16 protein-coding genes and 1 tRNA gene are annotated in these 18,228 nt (G+C 65.9%); 3 read left to right on the forward strand and 14 right to left on the reverse strand.

The genetic code is table 11. The features are described 5' to 3' along the window. Positions 1–100 precede the first annotated feature (100 nt). Both mrdA and rodA read left to right on the forward strand, forming a co-directional pair. Entirely contained in the window at positions 101–2,587 is a 2,487-nt protein-coding gene (gene mrdA / locus U5A58_RS01505; RefSeq protein WP_321960025.1) for a penicillin-binding protein 2, read from the forward strand. Positions 2,588–2,596: 9 nt separating this feature from the next. After that, positions 2,597–3,763 (forward strand): rod shape-determining protein RodA, encoded by a 1,167-nt coding sequence (gene rodA / locus U5A58_RS01510; RefSeq protein ID WP_158756648.1) that lies wholly within the window; start codon positions 2,597–2,599, stop codon positions 3,761–3,763. Between the two features lie 99 nt (positions 3,764–3,862). Here the strand turns inward: rodA and U5A58_RS01515 are convergent, their stop codons facing one another. From U5A58_RS01515 to rsmB, 10 genes are all read right to left on the reverse strand, one after another. Next, positions 3,863–4,561, reverse strand: a complete 699-nt coding sequence (locus U5A58_RS01515; protein ID WP_321960233.1) for a tetratricopeptide repeat protein — start codon at positions 4,559–4,561, stop codon at positions 3,863–3,865. A gap of 50 nt (positions 4,562–4,611) precedes the next feature. Further along, the gene (locus tag U5A58_RS01520; protein ID WP_321960026.1) at positions 4,612–5,394 is read right to left on the reverse strand and encodes an HpcH/HpaI aldolase family protein; all 783 of its coding nucleotides are present in this window, start codon (positions 5,392–5,394) and stop codon (positions 4,612–4,614) included. 248 nt (positions 5,395–5,642) lie between these two features. Further along, positions 5,643–6,086 carry a 6-carboxytetrahydropterin synthase QueD gene (queD, locus tag U5A58_RS01525; RefSeq protein WP_110854557.1) on the reverse strand — a complete coding sequence of 148 codons (444 nt, stop codon included), beginning with the start codon at positions 6,084–6,086 and terminating at the stop codon, positions 5,643–5,645. Between the two features lie 31 nt (positions 6,087–6,117). Next, complete coding sequence (gene queE / locus U5A58_RS01530) at positions 6,118–6,750, reverse strand: 7-carboxy-7-deazaguanine synthase (protein WP_321907317.1); 633 nt, start codon at positions 6,748–6,750, stop codon at positions 6,118–6,120. A gap of 149 nt (positions 6,751–6,899) precedes the next feature. Further along, positions 6,900–7,631 carry a 7-cyano-7-deazaguanine synthase QueC gene (queC, locus tag U5A58_RS01535; protein WP_321934451.1) on the reverse strand — a complete coding sequence of 244 codons (732 nt, stop codon included), beginning with the start codon at positions 7,629–7,631 and terminating at the stop codon, positions 6,900–6,902. 269 nt (positions 7,632–7,900) lie between these two features. Beyond that, positions 7,901–7,976 (reverse strand) — tRNA-Phe (locus tag U5A58_RS01540). 87 nt (positions 7,977–8,063) lie between these two features. Then, complete coding sequence (gene esaR / locus U5A58_RS01545) at positions 8,064–8,768, reverse strand: response regulator transcription factor EsaR (protein ID WP_321907313.1); 705 nt, start codon at positions 8,766–8,768, stop codon at positions 8,064–8,066. Next, positions 8,769–11,210 carry a PAS domain-containing sensor histidine kinase gene (locus tag U5A58_RS01550; RefSeq protein ID WP_321960027.1) on the reverse strand — a complete coding sequence of 814 codons (2,442 nt, stop codon included), beginning with the start codon at positions 11,208–11,210 and terminating at the stop codon, positions 8,769–8,771. Then, a complete protein-coding gene (locus U5A58_RS01555; protein ID WP_321907311.1) occupies positions 11,200–11,793 on the reverse strand; it encodes a DUF4390 domain-containing protein in 594 nt (197 codons plus the stop codon). Before U5A58_RS01555 ends, U5A58_RS01550 begins: the two co-directional genes overlap by 11 nt. Then, positions 11,790–13,328 carry a 16S rRNA (cytosine(967)-C(5))-methyltransferase RsmB gene (gene rsmB, locus U5A58_RS01560; protein ID WP_321960028.1) on the reverse strand — a complete coding sequence of 513 codons (1,539 nt, stop codon included), beginning with the start codon at positions 13,326–13,328 and terminating at the stop codon, positions 11,790–11,792. Before rsmB ends, U5A58_RS01555 begins: the two co-directional genes overlap by 4 nt. A 231-nt stretch (positions 13,329–13,559) precedes the next feature. On the opposite strand from rsmB, the gene U5A58_RS01565 reads away from it, so the two are divergent. Continuing rightward, on the forward strand, positions 13,560–14,756 hold the full coding sequence (locus tag U5A58_RS01565) for a hypothetical protein (protein WP_321960029.1): 1,197 nt from the start codon (positions 13,560–13,562) through the stop codon (positions 14,754–14,756). 48 nt (positions 14,757–14,804) lie between these two features. Here U5A58_RS01565 and htpX read toward each other — a convergent pair whose 3' ends face one another. The 4 genes from htpX to def all read right to left on the reverse strand — a co-directional run bounded on the left by htpX (position 14,805) and on the right by def (position 18,118). Continuing rightward, positions 14,805–15,659, reverse strand: a complete 855-nt coding sequence (gene htpX / locus U5A58_RS01570) for a zinc metalloprotease HtpX (protein WP_321960030.1) — start codon at positions 15,657–15,659, stop codon at positions 14,805–14,807. Between the two features lie 130 nt (positions 15,660–15,789). Next, complete coding sequence (locus U5A58_RS01575; protein WP_321960031.1) at positions 15,790–16,440, reverse strand: LysE family translocator; 651 nt, start codon at positions 16,438–16,440, stop codon at positions 15,790–15,792. 112 nt (positions 16,441–16,552) lie between these two features. Then, entirely contained in the window at positions 16,553–17,548 is a 996-nt protein-coding gene (fmt, locus tag U5A58_RS01580) for a methionyl-tRNA formyltransferase (RefSeq protein WP_321960032.1), read from the reverse strand. Between the two features lie 66 nt (positions 17,549–17,614). Continuing rightward, positions 17,615–18,118, reverse strand: coding sequence for a peptide deformylase (gene def, locus U5A58_RS01585; protein WP_158756635.1), 504 nt, complete (start codon positions 18,116–18,118; stop codon positions 17,615–17,617). Positions 18,119–18,228 lie beyond the last annotated feature (110 nt).

Here is an 18,228-nt window from a genome sequence, read left to right on the forward strand (position 1 = left end):
GCGGCGCGCGCTCGCCGCTGGACGACTCGCTTGACTACCTCTTACGCACCCCGGCCCGCCGTTCCTCGCGCATGGAACAGTGGGGCCAGGGTCTGACAGCATGACCGAATTCAAGGACACCCAGCAGCAGCTCACGAAGTTCCGCCTGCGCGTCGCGGCGGCGGGGCTGTTCGTGTTCGTCTGCTTCGGGCTGATCGCGTTCCGCTTCCTCTACCTGCAGGTCTGGAACCACAGCAAATACTCGCTGCAGGCGGACGAAAACCGCATTTCCGTTGCGCCGATCGTGCCGAACCGCGGCATCATCACGGACCGCAACGGCGTCGTGCTCGCGAAGAACTACTCCGCGTACACGCTCGAAATCACGCCCTCGAAGCTCACCGACACGCTCGACAACACGATCGACCAGCTGTCGACCGTGATCCCGATCGATGCGCGCGACCGCCGCCGCTTCAAGAAGCTGCTCGAAGACTCGAAGAATTTCGAGAGCCTGCCGATCCGCACGCGCCTGACCGACGACGAGGTCGCGCGCTTCACTGCCCAGCGCTTCCGCTTCCCCGGCGTGGAAGTGCGCGCGCGCCTGTTCCGCCAATACCCGCTCGGTCCGACGGCCGCGCACGTGATCGGCTATATCGGCCGTATTTCGCAGCGCGATCAGGAGCGCATCGACGACGCCAGCGACCAGAACGACAACGATCAGGAGCACTACGATCCGCGTCTCGACGCGAACAACTACAACGGCACCGACTACATCGGCAAGATCGGCGTCGAGCAGAGCTACGAAACCGAGCTGCACGGCCTGACCGGCTTCGAGGAAGTGGAAGTGACGGCGGGCGGCCGCCCCGTGCGCACGCTTTCGCGCACCCAGGCGACACCTGGCAACAACCTCGTGCTTTCGATCGACATTGCCCTGCAGCAGGTGGCGGAGCAGGCTTTCGCGGGCAAGCGCGGCGCGCTCGTCGCAATCGAGCCTTCCACCGGCGACATTCTCGCGTTCGTCTCCGCGCCGAGCTTCGACCCGAACTCGTTCGTGGACGGCATCGACCAGCAGACCTGGGACGAGCTCAACAACTCGCCCGATCACCCGCTGCTGAACCGCCCGCTGCACGGCACCTATCCGCCGGGCTCGACCTACAAGCCGTTCATGGCGCTCGCCGCGCTCACGCTGCACAAGCGCACGCCGCAGTGGGGCTTCTCGGACCCCGGCTACTACATGTTCGGCGGCCACCGCTTCAACAACGACGTGCGCTCGGGCCAGGGCTGGGTCGACATGAACCGCGCGATCATGGTGTCGAACGACACCTACTTCTTCATGCTCGCGCACGACCTGGGCGTGGACAACATCGCGAACTTCATGAAGCCGCTCGGCTTCGGCCAGCTCACCGGTATCGATATCGCGGGCGAGGCGCGCGGCATCCTGCCCTCCACCGAATGGAAGCGCAAGGCGTATCGCAAGCCCGAGCAGCAGAGGTGGTACGAGGGCGAGACGATCAGTTTGGGCATCGGCCAGGGCTACAACTCGTTCACGATCCTGCAGCTCGCGCACGCCACGGCCACGCTCGCCGACAACGGCGTGCTCATGAAGCCCCACCTCGTGAAGGAGATCGAGAATCCGATCACGAAGCAGGAGCGTCTCACGGTGCCAAGCCAAAGCGGCCGTCTGAACGTGAGCCAGGCCGACATCGACGTCGTGAAGCGCGGCATGGAAAACGTGACGATGAACCAGTCGGGCACCGCGTTCCAGGTCTTCCGCAACGCGCCCTACACGTCGGCGGGCAAGACCGGCACGGCGCAGGTGTTTTCGCTGCAAGGCGGCAAGTACAAGGCGCATGCGCTGGCCGAAAACCTGCGCGACCACGCGCTCTTCATCGCGTTCGCACCGGCCGAAAAGCCGCAGATCGCGCTCGCCCTGATCGTCGAAAACGGCGGCTGGGGCGCACAGGCCGCAGGCCCGATCGCGCGCCGCGTGCTCGACTACTATCTCGTCGACCGCCTGAAGCCGGGCGTCCAGCAGGCGGCCGTGGCCGCGGCGGCTTCGGCCACCGAGGATGCGTCCGCGCCGGTGATCGGCGCGCCGCCCGAGGCCGCGTCTGCTGGGGCGTCCGGCGCGGCGTCTGGAGCGGCGCCCGGCGCGGCTTCGGGCACGCCCGCAATACCCGTCGTGCAGCCTGTGCGGGTCGCCGCCGGCTTCACGCCGCTGCCGATTCCCGGCGCGGCATCGGCGGCCGAGGCAGCTTCGGCTGCAGCTGCTGCGGCGGCGGCCTCTGAAGCCTCGGGTGCGGCCGTTGCGGGTCCGGCTTCGGCTCCCGGCGCAGCGGCGCGGCCCACACCCACCAGCAGCGCAGCGGGCAAGACGCACAAGCCCAGCCAGAACGTCAGTCCTGATGCGCCCTCTGCAACCGACGCCGTGAACGGCGGTACCGCCAGCGCGAATGGCACGCCCGACACGGGCGCCGCCCGCCCCGCGCCCGCCTCCGTGCCCCGTCACTTCGGCCCTGGCCCCCATCGCCCGCGCCGGCCCGCCAGCGCGAGCGACGCGGCCACGCTCGCACCGCCGCCCAAGCCCGCAACGGGCGGCATCGACGAGTAAGGAGTCACCATGCCTTTCTTCCAGCTCGACAAGATCGACAAGCGCGCCGTGCTCGACACGCTGCGCAAAATGTTTCTCGGCTTCGACCGCCCGCTCGCGCTCACCGTGTTCCTGCTGCTGTGCGTGGGCATCGTCACGCTGTACAGCGCGAGCCTCGACGTGCCGGGCCGCGTGGAAGACCAGCTGCGCAACATCATGCTCACCTTCGTGCTGATGTGGGCGCTCGCCAATGTGCCGCCCAATACGCTCATGCGCTTCGCCGTGCCGATCTATACCTTCGGCATCGCGCTACTGATTGCCGTGGCGCTATTCGGCCTCACGCGCAAGGGCGCGAAGCGCTGGATCAACGTGGGTGTGGTGATTCAGCCCTCGGAAATCCTCAAGATCGCCACGCCGCTCATGCTCGCGTGGTACTACCAGCGCCGCGAAGGCGTGATGCGCTGGTACGACTTCGTCGTCGGCTTCGTGATTCTGCTCGTGCCGGTCGGCCTGATCGCCAAGCAGCCCGATCTCGGCACCGCCGTGCTCGTGTTCGCGTCGGGCCTCTTCGTCATCTATTTCGCGGGGCTCTCGTTCAAGCTGATCGTGCCGGTGCTGATCGCAGGCGTGATCGCGGTGGCCTCGATCGCCGCGTTCCAGGACAAGATCTGCCAGCCGCAGGTGAACTGGCCGCTCATGCACGACTACCAGAAGCACCGCATCTGCACGCTGCTCGACCCCACGTCCGATCCGCTCGGCAAGGGCTTCCACACTATCCAGGCGGTGATCGCGATTGGCTCGGGCGGCCCGCTCGGCAAGGGCTGGTTGAAGGGTACGCAGTCGCATCTGGAATTCATCCCCGAAAAGCACACCGACTTCATCTTCGCGGTGTTCTCCGAGGAGTTCGGCATGGCGGGCGGCCTCGTGCTGCTCACGCTCTATATGTGTCTGATCGCGCGCGGGCTCTATATCGCCGCAAATGGCGCGACGCTCTTCGGGCGATTACTGGCCGGATCGCTCACGATGGCGTTCTTCACCTACGCGTTCGTCAACATCGGCATGGTGAGCGGCATCCTGCCCGTGGTGGGCGTGCCGCTGCCGTTCATGAGCTATGGCGGCACGGCGCTCACCACGCTCGGCGTGGCGATCGGGCTCATCATGAGCGTGGGACGCCAGAAGCGGTTGATGCAAAGTTAGTGATGCAGCGGGCCGCCTCGCCGCTTTTTCGATGCGCCAAACGACAACGCGCCGGCAGAGTCCGGCGCTTTGTCGTTTCAGCGTGCGATTTTCGAGTGCTTACTGCGTAGGCGCCGACTTCATCAGTTGCGCGCTCAACTGCTGGTACTTCAGCCGCGCGACGGGATCGCCCTGCGCCGCCGCCGCCGCATAGTACGCGCGCGCGACGTTGAGGTTCTTCGGCACGCCGTCGCCGCCGCGCTCATAGAACGAGCCGGTGACGTATTGCGCCGTCATGTCGCCACCCTCGGCGGCCTTCTTGTACCAGTAGAACGCCTGCTTGTTGTCGCGCGTGGTCCCGCGCCCGTCCAGGAACTGATTCGCGAGCGCAAGCTCCGCCTGCACATGGCCTTGCTTCGCTGCCTTGAGGAACCACTGGTGCGCCTGTACCGGATCGCGCTCGACGAAGTCGCCATCGTCGTACATCTTCCCGTACACATACTGCGCGTGTGACATGTTTGCGTCCGCCGCCTTGCGCAGCCACTTGCGGCCCTCGCCCACGTCTGCGGCGCCGCCTTCGCCGTTCACCAGCATCATCGCGTAGTTGAACTCCGCCAGCCGGTTGCCGCGCTCGGCCGCCGCCTGGAACTCGGCGCGCGCCGCGCTGAGATTGCCCGCGTTGTAGTCGGCAACGGCGTTGGCCGTTTGCGGATCGGATTCGGCGCCAGGCGTGGCGCTAGCGCCGTCGGCCGCTGCGGCGAAGCCGCTCACGCCGAGCGCCGCGCCCGCCAGACAGCCGATGGCGACCGCGCGCACCATTTGCGCAAAGAACCGCGCAAGTAGCCGCTCAAAAAGGGCTTCCGGACGCCTCATGACCTCGCCTCCTGAAGCGCCTGGCGCGTCGCGCGCACGAGCCAGATCACGTCGGCGGCAAGAGCGATGAAGCTGAAACCCATCTCGCGATACTGCTTCGCGCCAGCCGGATCCATGGCGAAAATGCCCGCAGCCACCCCCGCGTCGCGTGCGGCGGCCACAATGCGCCGCATCGCGGCGAGCACGTCGGGATGCTTCGAGTCGCCGAGATGGCCCAGGCTCGCCGCGAGATCGGCAGGCCCCACGAACAGACAGTCGACGCCCGGCACCTTGGCGATCTTCTCGACTTCGGCCAGCGCCGCCGCCGACTCGATCTGCACGATCGTCGCGATCTGCGCGTTCGCGCCCTGGAGGTAATCGCGCCGCATGCCGTAGGCCGCCGCGCGCACCACACCCGCCACGCCGCGCTGGCCGCCAGGCGCGCTCGCGTCGGGGTACTGCGTGAGGCTCACGGCGCGCGCGGCCTCTTCAGCCGAGGCCACATTGGGAAACATCACCGTGCGCGCGCCCGCGTCGAGCACATGCTTCACGAGCCACGGCTCGCTGTCGGGCACACGCACCACGGGCTCGGTGGGCATATGCGCGGCGGCAATGGCACGCAGTTGGGCGATCGTGTCGCCACTGTCGTTCGGGGTGTGCTCCATGTCGATCAGCAGCCAGTCGAAACCGGCGTGCGCAAGCGCCTCGGCAGCGGTTTCGCTGCCCATCGAAAGCCATAGACCGAATAGCGGCTCCGCCTCCTTGAGGCGTTCCTTGAGGGGATTGGTGAAGGTGCTCATCGCCGTGCTCCCGGCGAGGCTGCGGGGCGCGCGCGAGGCGCGGGCGGTGTGTCGCCCGGCAGCGCAGCAGCCGGCAGGTCTCGCTCCGTTATGTGTTTGTCGGGCCGCACGCGGGGATGCGCAGGCCTTGCGGCAATGATCATACCGCGACAAAAATTTGCCGGACGGCGCGGAAAACCCGCCTTGCGCGGGTCGTCGGAGCGAGGGTGAGACCGCCGGTGAGGCGGCTTGGGCGGAACTGGCGCGCGTCAGTCGCGCGTGACTTCGGCCCAGCAGTTCGGCGTTTCGTACAGGCGCAGCTTGTGCAGGCGCAGGTTCACGCCGTAGTGCGCGTCGTACACGTTCGCGAGAATATCGAACGCGATGGCCGCGAGGTTCTCCACGGTCGGAATGCGGTCGATCACGACCGTCTTGTGGCCCGGCAGCGTTTCGAGAAAGCCGCGCACCTGCGTATCGCCCGAGAAGACGAGGAACGCGTGATCCCACAGATCGACGAGATGCTGGTTCGCGAGCGACTTCACGTCGGCGAAGTCCATTACCATGCCGCGGTCGGGCGCGCCTTCGGTTTCGACGAGGTCGCCTTCCAGCGTGATTTCGAGCACGTAGCGATGGCCGTGCAGGTTACGGCACTGGCTGCGGTGGTCGGGGATGCGGTGGCCCGCGTCGAATTCGAGTTTTCGGGTGATCGTCAGCACGGCGCTTCTTCAGAAAAATTCGCGTGAATCAGGGAATGTTCAGGTATTTGTGGGTCTGCATCGACAGGCGCCACTGCGGATGGCGCTTGCACCAGTCGATCGCGAGCTTCGTGTTCAGGTCGCGCGACGGGCCGTCCATGGGCTGCACGAGAAAATACTCGAAATCGAGCTTCGCGTACTCGGCGAGGCGCTGGTTTTCCTGCGGCACGACGACCTTCAGCTCGTTGCCCTTCGTGACGACGAGCGGTGCGTCGGCCTTCGGGCTCACGCAGATCCAGTCGATGGTGTCGAGCACCGGCAGCGAGCCGTTCGTTTCGATCGCGATCTCGAAGCCGGCCGCATGCAGCGCGTCGACGAACGGCGGGTCGATCTGCAGCATCGGCTCGCCGCCCGTGCAGACCACGAAGCGGTTGCCTTCGCCTTCGGGCCACAGCGATGCGATCTTCGCGACGAGTTCTTCAGGCGTGCGGAATTTGCCGCCGTTCTCGCCATCGGTGCCGACGAAGTCGGTGTCGCAGAAGCGGCAAACGGCTTCCTCGCGATCCTCCTCGCGGCCCGACCAGAGATTGCAGCCGGCGAACCGGCAGAACACGGCCGGACGCCCGGCGTTCGCGCCCTCGCCCTGCAACGTGTAGAAAATTTCCTTTACCGCGTAAGTCATGGTGCAGCCTGGTTCTGGCTTATGCGCGCAGCGCGCGTACAAAGCCGGTTGGTCTCGGGCGCGTGTTCAACGTGCTGGCAGGGTGCGCCGCCCGTACGCGGCCCTGAGCATTTTCACTGCGAAAGTCGTGCGCGGCCCGAGCCCTACGCTCAGACCGGTGCTTCCGTCACGTTCTCGCCAGCGAGATACGCTTCATACCCGCGCTTGCGCAGCTTGCACGCCGGGCACTCGCCGCAGCCGAAGCCCCATGGGTGAAGCTCGGCGCGCTCGCCCACGTAGCAGGTGTGCGTTTCCACGCGCACCATGTCCACCAGCGCTTCGCCACCCAGCTTTTCGGCGAGCCGCCACGTGTCTGCCTTGTCGAGCCACATGAGCGGTGTTTCCAGCACGAAGCGCGTGTCCATGCCGAGATTGAGCGTCACCTGCAGCGCCTTCATGGTGTCGTCGCGGCAGTCGGGGTAGCCCGAGAAGTCCGTCTCGCACATCCCGCCGACGAGCACCTTGAGCCCGCGACGATAAGCGATCGCCGCGGCGATCTGCATGAACATCAGGTTGCGGCCCGGCACAAAGGTGTTCGGCAAGCCGCTCGCCGCCGTTTCGATCTCGATCTCGCGCGTCATGGCCGTGTCGCTGATCGAGCCGAGCACCGAAAGATCGATCATGTGATCGTCGCCGAGACGCTTGCCCCACTCGGGGAACGTGCTGGCGATCGCCGCGCGAAAGCCTTCGCGGCACTCCAGTTCGACGCGATGACGCTGGCCATAATCGAAGCCGAGCGTCTCGACGCTCTCGTAGCGGTCGAGCGCCCATGCGAGGCACGTGGCCGAATCCTGGCCGCCGGAAAACAGTACGAGCGCGCCCTTGGCTTCAGTTCGAGTCACCGTGAAACTCCGTGTATGAGGTTTCCGCGCGAATGCGTTCGTTGCGTGCCAGCGCTGCTTGCCTGCGTTGCTCGATGCGTCCGGGCGGACCGGCAGGGACAACCCCGCGCCGGCTCATGCAGTATAGGCCGGGGTCCCAGCACGGGCATTGGCGCACCCTTATACCCTGGATACCGTCGACGTCGGGAATTCGAACCGCAAGACAATGAACCCAACGCGCGCACAACGAAAAAGCCCCAGGAATCGAACGATCTCCTGGGGCTGCATTCTGGTGGCCTGGGACGGAATCGAACCATCGACACGCGGATTTTCAATCCGCTGCTCTACCAACTGAGCTACCGGGCCAACGAAGAAAGAAGAGTATAGCGACCTATTCCGCGTTTGCCAAGTGCTTTCGCGAAATTCGTTAGCCGGGCCACGCCGCTCGCACCCTCACTCGCCCTTGCTCTTGCCGAGATCCACGCCGAGCTGCTTGAGCTTGCGGTACAGGTGCGTGCGCTCAAGCCCCGTTTTTTCGGCCACGCGCGTCATGCTGCCGTTCTCGCGCGCGAGGTGGTACTCGAAGTACGCGCGCTCGAACGCGTCGCGCGCGTCGCGCAGCGGAATGTCGAACGAGATCGAAGCCGTTTGCGTGGCCGTCGCGCCCGCTTGCATGCCATGCACGCCGTCGGCGCCCAGCACCGGCAATGCCGCCGCCGATGCCACGACCGCCGGGCCGCCCGCGGCCGATTTCCCCGCCGCCGCCGCCGTGGCCGGCGCGACCGGCGCCGCCGTGCCGCGCGCGAGCCCCTGCTCGACCGCCTTCAACAGCTTTTGCAGCGCGATCGGCTTTTCGAGGAAGTTGAGCGCGCCGATTTTCGTCGCCTCGACCGCCGTGTCGATCGTCGCGTGCCCCGACATCATGATGACCGGCATCGTGAGATGCCCCTGCGCGGCCCATTCCTTGAGCAGCGTCACGCCGTCGGTGTCCGGCATCCAGATATCGAGCAGCACGAGGTCCGGCACCTGGCGCTGCCGGAAGTCGCGCGCCTGCTGCGCATCTTCCGCAAGCTCCACGACGTGCCCTTCGTCGCTGAGGATCTCCGAGAGCAATTCCCGGATGCCCATTTCATCATCTACCACCAGGATGGTTGCCATTTACGCTGCCCTTGTCTGCACTGTTGCTTTTGATCCCTGCTCCGCGTCGGCACGCGCCTGCCCCGCCACGGCTCGGCCGGGTCCTGGCGTGGCGGCATCCGGGGGGATGTCGTCTGCCAACTGGAGAAAGAGAATCGAGATCTGCGCGCCTTCGATCGCATCGCCCGCTTTCATTCGATTGCGGATGTCGATGCGCGCGCCGTGCTCGTCGACGATCTTCTTGACCATCGCAAGCCCGAGTCCTGTTCCTTTGGCCTTGGTCGTCACATAGGGTTCGAACGCGCGCGTGAGGATGCGCGCCGGGAAGCCCGGGCCGTTGTCCGAAACCGTGAGACGCACCGCCACGTGCGTGCGGCCTTGCGCGTCGGGGTCTCCGTATTCTACGGCGCGGGTCTCGAGCGTCACGTGAGGATTCTGCGTGTCGGCCACGGCGTCCTGCGCGTTTTGCAGCAGGTTGTGGATCACCTGGCGCAACTGCGTGGCGTCGCCCCGTATGACCGGCAAGTCGGAGAGCTCGACCTTGATCGCGCTCTTGCCTTCTCCCGCACCGTAGAGCGTGAGCACTTCGCTCACGAGTTCATTGAGCTGCAGGTTCGCGAGCACCGCAGGCGGCGTGCGCGCGTAATCGCGGAAGTTGTCGACCATCTGCTTCATCGCCGCGACCTGATTGACGATGGTGGTCGCGCCGCGCTTGAGCACTTCGGCGTCGGTTGGCGCGAGCTTGTCGGAGAGCTTCATCTGCAGGCGTTCGGCCGAGAGCTGGATCGGCGTGAGCGGATTCTTGATCTCGTGCGCAAGACGCCGCGCGACTTCGCCCCACGCCACCGAGCGCTGCGCCGAGATCACGTCGGAGATGTCGTCGAACACCACGACATAGCCCGAGGTTTGCATGTCGCCGGCGTCACGGCCCGTATCGGACACGAGGCGCGCGCCGCGCACGAGCAGCGTGAGCGGATCGGTCTCGCCCGGAATCGGCACGGAGAACTGCTGCTGCCAGTGCCCGCGATCTTGATCGTCGCCTTCGCGATCCGTGCGTGAAGCTTCCTGGTCGGCGAAGGCCTTGCGCACCATCGCGCCGAACTCGGTGAGCGCGCCGATATGGTCGAGCGCGACGCCGAGCTGCGTCTGGAACGGCTGACGGAAGATGCGCTCCGCGCCGGGGTTCGCCGTCGTGAGGCGGAACTGCCGGTCGAACACGAACACGCCCGCCGTGAGGTTCGCGAGAATGCTCTCGAGATACGCCTTCGAATGCTCGAGCGCGACGCGGTTCTTCTCCACGGCCTGGCGCGCTTCGGAAAGCTGGCGCGTCATCGCGTTGAACGACTGCGTGAGGAAGCCCAGTTCGTCACGCGACTTGATTTCGCGCTTCGGTGTGTAGTCGCCCTCGGTCACTTCCTTCGTGCCCTGCGCGAGCAGGAAGAGCGGCCGCGCAAGCTGGTTGCCGAGCGCGAGCGCCAGCATCATCGCGACGAACGTGGCGAGAAAGAGCGCGAGCGTGAGCGTGCCGATATACATCTTGCGCAGGCCGGTGCGGCCGAGCGCCTTCTCCTGATACTCGCGGTACGCGCGCTGCACGGCGTCGGCGTTGCGCGCGAGCGCGGCCGGCACCGGCTGCTCCAGTTGCAGGAAGCGCTCGACCGGCTGCAGATCCGTTGTGTTCGCATCGGGAATGCGCGTAACGACGCGCAAGCGCAGCGCGCCCTTCGAGCCAAGTTGATGCGGGTCGCCGTCCACTTCGCCCTCTATCGCCGCATAGCCGCGCCCGCGCGCCTGATCGATCATGAGCGACGTGGGCATATCGGCGGGCATGAGCGACGAGAAGTTGCTCGACGCCTGCGCCACCACGTGCATTTCCGGCGCGGCGCCCGACATGCTGCGCACCGGCTCGACGATCATCGCGTCCTGCACGCCGAACTGGTCGCGCGCGCGCAGCAGCGTGAGCGTCGTGCCCGCGGCGTCGCCGCTCGCGATCTGCTCGGCCATCAGACGGCCCTTGGTTTGCAGATCGGACAGCGAGGCGTCGAGCATGCCGCGCCCGAGATTCAGACCCGCCGTGAGCGCGGTTTCCACGTTCACGTCGAACCAGGACTCGATCGAGCGCGAGACGAACTGATACGAAACGATATAGATGATGCCGCCCGGCACCACGCCCACGAGCGCGAAGAAGAACGCGAGCTTGGCCAGCAGGCGCGTGCCGAACTTGCCGCGCCTCAAGCGTACGACGATCACGATCATCAGCGCCGTGACCACCGACAGGAAGATCAGCGCGACGACGATATTGGCCGCGTAGAGCCAGCCGTAGTAGCGGTCGAAGAACTCGGTGTTCGCGCTCGCCGCGGCGAGCAGGACGAGCAGCAGCGTCGCGGTGAACGCGACGGTGGAAACGAGCAGCTTGACGACGACGCTGCTGAAGCTGGTGGCGCGGCGCACTTTATTTAGCACGTTCGGTCACCGTGAAGTTAAAGCGCTTCCAGTCGGAAGCGAGGTTCCAGTCGCGGTTGTTCACGGCGTCGATCTGGAACGGCTTGGGCATCAGCGCGACGTCGAGCTGCATGCGCACCGAGGCCGTGTACGTTTCGCCCGCATGCACGTCTTTGGGGTCGATCACGTGCCACGAAGTGACGTGCTTGATGACCGCGAGCGCTTCCGCGAGCGACGAGAAGCCGAGCTGCAGGCCGCCGCTCGAGACGCGGTACTCGCGCGTGAGCGGCTGGAACGACAGGCGAATGCTTTGCGAAACGCTCACCGGCTGTTCGTCGAACCAGTACCAGCGCGCGCGCGTGAGCTCGAAGTCGGTGGTGAAGTAGAGCGGAATGCCCTTGTTGACCGCGTCTTCCAGGCTGCTGTTGAGGTCGAAGTCGAAGCGGGCGTCGAGGCTCCAGCCGTTGCTGTCGGCCTGGAGCGACGCGCGCTGCACCGCGATCGAGTCGGCGCGCGCCGGCGTTGCGGCCACGAAGCCGACGACGGCGAGCACCAGCCAGATCAGGGCCGCGAACCGCAGCGGGAAGAAGCGTTTGATGGTCACCGTTTCTGAAAGCGCGCGTAGAAGAATCCGTCGTGATCTGCGGTGCGATCGGGAACGGGGCAGTCGGTTGCCGTCACTACGGACTTTGCATCGGCATCGTGCCGTGCCTCTTTGACTGCGCCGCGTCCCGGCCCCCGGGCCGGCGCGCCGAACGCCTCGGGCAGCAGTTGCCCCGGGGCGTCCAATCGTACCGCATCCGCATGGGTGCTTTCAAACCAGCGCGCCTGCGCCTCGCCTTCCTCGGGGAAGATCGAGCAGGTCACGTAGAGCAGTTCGCCGCCCGGCTTCACGAGCGGCCACAGCGCATCGACAATGCGGCGCTGCTCGGCGGCCAGCGCCGCGATGTCGCTCTCGCGGCGCAGCCAGCGGATGTCCGGATGGCGGCGCACGATGCCCGAGGCCGAGCACGGCACGTCGGCGAGGATGCGATCGAACAGCTCGCCGTCGTGCCACGCGGCGGGATTGCCCGCGTCGCCGACCACGATTCTTGCGTGGCGCGCCGGATGTGCGGGATCGTCTTGCGCGAAGCCAAGGCGCGCGAAATTCTCGCCGATGCGTGCAGCGCGTGTGGCATCGCTCTCCAGCGCGATCAGGTCGATGTCGGCGAGTTCGAGCAGATGGCCGCTCTTGCCGCCAGGCGCCGCGCACGCGTCGAGCACGCGCATGCCGTCGCGCACGCCGAGGATTTGCGCGGCCACCTGTGCGCCAGCGTCCTGCACGGACACGTCGCCCGCCATGAAGCCGGGAATGCGATCCACCGGCAGCGGCGCGGCGAGACGCACGGCGTGTTCGCCGATCTGCGTGGCGGCGATGTTTTCGGCGGCGAGCCGCTGAACGTATTCGGTGGCACTAGAGCGGCGCGCGTTCACGCGCAGCGTGAGCGGGCCTTGCGTGTTGCCAGCGGTGAGAATTGCCTGCCACTGCGTGGGCCACGCGGCACGGACCGCGTCGATCCACCAGCGCGGATAGTTCCACTGTGCGGTTTCATCGGCCCCGGCGGCGGCAAGCGCCGCGTCGCGCTCGCGCAAGAAGCCACGCAGCACCGCGTTGACGAGCCCCTTCGCGAAGGCGATCTCGCGGCGCGCGCCCACGGCGCGCACGGCCTGATCGACGACCGTGAACGGCGTGTAGGCGGCGCTCGCCTCGTCTTCCACGAGCAACGCCAGCGCGCAGGCGAGCAGATTCGCGACGTGCGGCGCGGGCGCCTTGCTCACGCGCTGCCGGATCAGCCAGTCGACCGTGCCCAGGCGCCGCATCGTGCGATACGCGATGTCCTGCACGGCGCCGCGAGCCTGCGGCGAGAAGTCGGCGGGCAAGGCGGCGAAGGCGCTCGCGAGCGCGGCGGGCAGCGCCGCACCTGCGCGCACCGCACCGACCGCATGTGCAGCCTGGTCGAGCGCGAAGCCGAGCGAATCAGGGGCCAGGTGCACGGCGTCGCTACGCGCCGGCGTTGCGCCCTGCCGGCGCTCAGACGATGCGGAACTCTTTTTGCCGTGAGACGGCTTGCTGGGTCGCCGGGATGGGCTGGATGTCATGAAGAAACCGGATGCGGGCCGCAGTGAATCGCGGCGTCAATGATGCACAAGCGAGCCATTGTAGCGTGGCGAGCGCGCAACACTGCCAGCCCTGTTCGATTCGGGTTGGGCGCACCGCGCGCGCAGGGCGGCGGCGATCAATTCGTCTGGATACATATTGGCGGATGCCGACTAACGGCTCGCCCCATGATGGCGACAGAAAACGCCTCCTCAAGCTTCGTCGCGGCCATCATGAAACCACTCGGGAAGAAACACGACTTCGCGTTCCTGGCCTTCGTTGCGCTCTTTTCCGTGTACCAGCAGGGACGGGGAAAGCTGTTCGCGCCTTTCTGGGACTACAAGGTGTATGCCTACGCGCTGGACCAGTTCAAGCGCGGCGCAAATCCGTATATCCCGCACGGATTTCCCTTCGTCTATCCGCCTATCTTCCTGAATCTCTTCGCGCGCATGCCGTTTCACTGGCTCTATCTGGCGTTCGTTGCCGCTTCGCTGATCTATTTCGCCTGGAGCGTCAGGCACGCGGATTTCATCGTGGCGGGTGCGCTGGGTTTTCTGACCGGTGGCGCAGGCGTGGGCGGCATGCTGACGGGAAACTTCGCGATCTTCGCTCACTTGCTGATCATTGCGCTCTTTTATGCGGCTTCTCAGGACGCTTCGACGCGTAGTTCGCAGCACGCCTCGCAGCCGAGCAGCAGCGCGACGGCAAAGTATTGCGCGTTGGCGTTTTTCATCGCCCTTTTCGCCTCCATCAAGATCTACTTCCTCACGTACGCCCTCGTGTTCTTTTTTATCCCCAAAGGCATGCGGTATTTCTTCGCCGTGCCTTTGTGTGTTGCGCTCGCAACCATCGCACAGCTCGTGCTGGAACCGCGTCTGTGGACCGACTTCGAAACCCTGCTGCGCTGGCAGATGCTCGCCCAGAACGATTCCGGGCTCGTGCTGTTCGGGATACTCGAACAGCACGTCCGCACGCTGTCGACGCTGGAGGACGTGCTGTTCTACGAAGGGGTTGTCGTCGCGCTATTCGTGTACGCGGTCAACCCGTTGCGCGGGCGGCGACTCATGGTTCTCGAAAACGCCAACATACCTGGCCGGCTGTTCTATGCCCTCGCATTCTGTCTCGCGCTGAATCCGAGAATGAAGGAATACGACATCGCGCCGTTTTTCGCGTGCTGCTACGTTTCGCTATTCCAGAGCAGCACCCGCGATAACCGGATGGATCGCGTGTTCTTCTATGCCGTACCGTTGGCGTTCATCACCGCGTGGATCGTCGTCAAGTTTGGACATGTGTACTACGCGCTCGATGTGTCCTGGTTCGTTGGCGTCTACTTCGTGTTCTTCGTGGTTTCCTTGCATCAACGGACACTGCGGGTTTCGGCCCGAACAGAGATGCGACACGTAGACGGCGACGCCGCGGCGACGGGTTGAATAAAAAAACGCCTCCGAAGAGGCGTTTTTTTGTGACTGCCTGGCGCACTAGCGTCTGCCGCCCGCGGCCATCTCCATCAACCGGCGAATGCGCTCTTCCGTGGACGGGTGCGTGCTGAAGAGGTTCTGCAAGCCGCCGCCCGAAAGCGGATTCATGATCATCATCTGCGCCGTGGCCGGATGCTGTTCGGCCGCCGGGAACGGAATGCCCTGCGCATAGCGGTGAATCTTGTCGAGCGCCGAGGCGAGCGCCTGCGGATCGCCGGAGATTTCGGCGCCGCCACGGTCCGCTTCGAACTCGCGCGCACGCGAAATCGCCATCTGGATCAGCGCGCCCGCGATCGGCGCGAGCAGCGCCACCGCAATGCTCGCGATGGGGTTCGCCGGACGGCCGTTTTCGTCGCGCCCGCCGAAGATCATCGCAAAGTTGGCGAGCGCCGAGATCGCGCCGGCCATGGTGGCCGAAATCGTCGAGATGAGAATGTCGCGGTGCTTCACGTGCGCCAGTTCGTGCGCCATGACGCCGCGCATTTCACGCTCGGACAGCACGCGCAGGATACCCGTGGTCGCCGCGACCGCCGCGTGCTCGGGGTTGCGGCCCGTGGCGAAGGCGTTGGGCGCGTCTTCGTTGATGAGGTAGACACGCGGCATCGGCAAGCCCGCACGCGTGGCCAGATCGCGGACCATGCGATAGAACTGCGGCGCCGTGGCCTCGTCGACTTCCTGCGCGTTGTACATGCGCAGAACCATCTTGTCCGAATACCAGTACGAGAAGAAGTTCATGGCGAGCGCGAAGAACAGCGCCAGCATCATGCCGCGATGCCCGCCGATCAGCCCGCCAATCACGATGAAAAGGGCCGTAATCGCGGCCATCAACATCGCGGTTTTGACCCAGTTGAACATGTGCTGTGCTCCTTCACCCACCAGGGGATCCAATCGATCGTTGAACGCCCGCCGCCAGCCAGTCAGCCATATGCGGGCGAGCGCATTGTAAGCGATTTGTTAGATATGGGCAGATGCGAAAAATTCAATCTCAGCGCGTGGCCGTGGCGAGCTTCAGGCCCAGACCGACGAACGCCGAGCCGACTGTGCGGTCGAGCCACTTCTTCACGCCAGCCTTGCCCGACAAGCGTTGCGTGACGCTGCCCGCCACCCACGCAACGAAGCTGCTCCAAACCGTGCTCATCAGCACAAACGCGGCACCTAGCGTCAGGAAAGCGAGGGTTTTGTGCTCGCTCCCCGCGGTCACGAACTGCGGGAAGAACGAAACGAAGAACAGCACCACCTTCGGGTTGAGCACGTTGGTGCAGAAACCCGAAATGAAGAGCTGGCGAAGTGGCCGCGCAGCAGCGGCTGCCGGCGCGGCTTGCGCGGCGCCTTCGGCCGGCTTGGCGTCGTGCTTCGTGAGGACGAGCCGCACGCCCAGATACACGAGATAGATCGCGCCGACGATCTTGATGACCGTGAACGCCGTGGCCGACGCCGCGAGCAGCGCCGTCAGCCCGAACGCGCAGGCGAGCGTATGCACGCAGCAGCCCGCCGAGATACCCAGTGCGGAAACCAGGCCCGCGCCGCGCCCCTGCGCCACGCTGCGGCCGACGATATAGGCCGTATCGGGCCCCGGCGTCACGTTCAGGAGAAACACGGCGACGAGGAAGAAACCGAAATGGGTGATGCCGAACATGACAACCTCAAAATCGAAAAACGCGCTTCAAACGCCATTGATTCTAGCGCGCTGGTAACCGCGCGGCATTCGCCCCTGGCGGCCATTTTCAGGCGCCGGCGCGAAACCGGGTTCAGGCCGCAGGGGCCTCGGGCAACTGGAACCGCTGGCCCGCCACGAGCGGCATGCCGGCCAGGAATTCGCGCGCGGGCAGGCGCTTGCCGCCCGGCTTTTGCAGCTGCGTGAGGCGCAGCGCGCCCTCGCCGCACGCCACCACCACGCCCGCCGGGCTCACATCGAGAATCTCGCCCGGCTCGGCGCTCGCGCTGGCCGAACGCTCCACAGGCTCGGCGGCCCATAGCTTCAGTTGCGCGCCGTCCAGCGTGCCGGCGCCGCCCGGGAACGGATCGAACGCGCGAATCTGGCGCGCGAGCGCCACGGCCGGCCGGCGCCAGTCGAGCGCCGCCTCCTGCTTGCCGATCTTTTCGGCGTAGGTCACGCCCTCTGCCGGCTGCGGCGTGTTGGACAGCGCGCCGTCTCGCTCGAGTGCGGCAAGCCCATCCACGATCAGCTTCGCGCCGAGTTGCGCCAGGCGGTCGTGCAGCGTCGCCGTGGTGTCGCCCGGCGCGATTGGCGTGCGCACCTCGGAGATCATCGGGCCGGTGTCGAGGCCCGCGTCCATCTGCATGAGCGTGATGCCGGTCTCGTCGTCGCCGGCTTCGATCGCGCGGTGAATCGGCGCGGCGCCGCGCCAGCGCGGCAGGATAGACCCGTGAATGTTGATGCAGCCGCGCGGCGGGATGTCCAGCACTTCCTGCGGCAGCAGCAGCCCGTAGGCTGCGACCACCATCACGTCGTGCGGCGTGGCGCGCAGCAGATCCAGCGCCGCGGCCGCTTCCTCCGGATACTTGCCCGTGCGGCGCAGCGACGGCGGCTGGGCGACGGCGATGCCGTGCTCCTGCGCGTAGCGCTTGACCGGGCTTGCCTGGAGCTTCATGCCGCGGCCCGCGGGACGGTCCGGCTGGGTGAGGACGAGCGGCACGGCAAAGCCCGCTTCGTGAATCGCCGCGAGCGCCGCGGCGGCGAATTCCGGCGTGCCGGCGAAGATAACGCGAAGGGTGTGGCTCATGGGCGCTCGGTGCGTGGCTGGTTGATGAAGAAAGAGACGGCGCGACGTAACGCGATCAAATCGCGATTACATCGCGCGTTCGAGCTTCTTCATCTTGCTGCGGATGCGCGTTTGCTTGAGCGACGAAAGGTATTCGACGAACACCTTGCCCATCAGGTGATCCATTTCGTGCTGGATGCAGACCGCGAGCAGCCCTTCACAGTCCACCTCGTAGGTCTCGCCCTTTTCGTTCATCGCGCGCACGCGCACCTTTTCCGCGCGCTCGACTTCGTCGTAGATGCCCGGCACGGAAAGACAGCCTTCCTCGTGCACTTCACGCTCCGCGCTCGACCAGATGATTTCCGGGTTGATGAACACGCGCAGCTCGTCGTGCGCGTCGGACACGTCGATCACCACAACGCGCTCATGCACGTCGACCTGGGTGGCCGCAAGGCCGACGCCCGGCGCGGCGTACATGGTTTCGGCCATGTCGGCGACCAGTTTGCGGATGCGGTCGTTGACCACCTCGACCGGCTTCGCGACCTTGTGCAGACGCTTGTCCGGGTAATGAAGAATGTTCAGAAGAGCCATGATTTGACGGGTTTCTCGGTGGGCGCCTGAAAAAGCCAGGAACAGGGAACGATGCGCGGCCTGGCCATTCGGCCAGCTTGCGGGTCCCATGCCGGATACGGAGGATATGC

Source organism: Paraburkholderia sp. J7 (assembly GCF_905220155.1).
Lineage (GTDB): Bacteria > Pseudomonadota > Gammaproteobacteria > Burkholderiales > Burkholderiaceae > Paraburkholderia.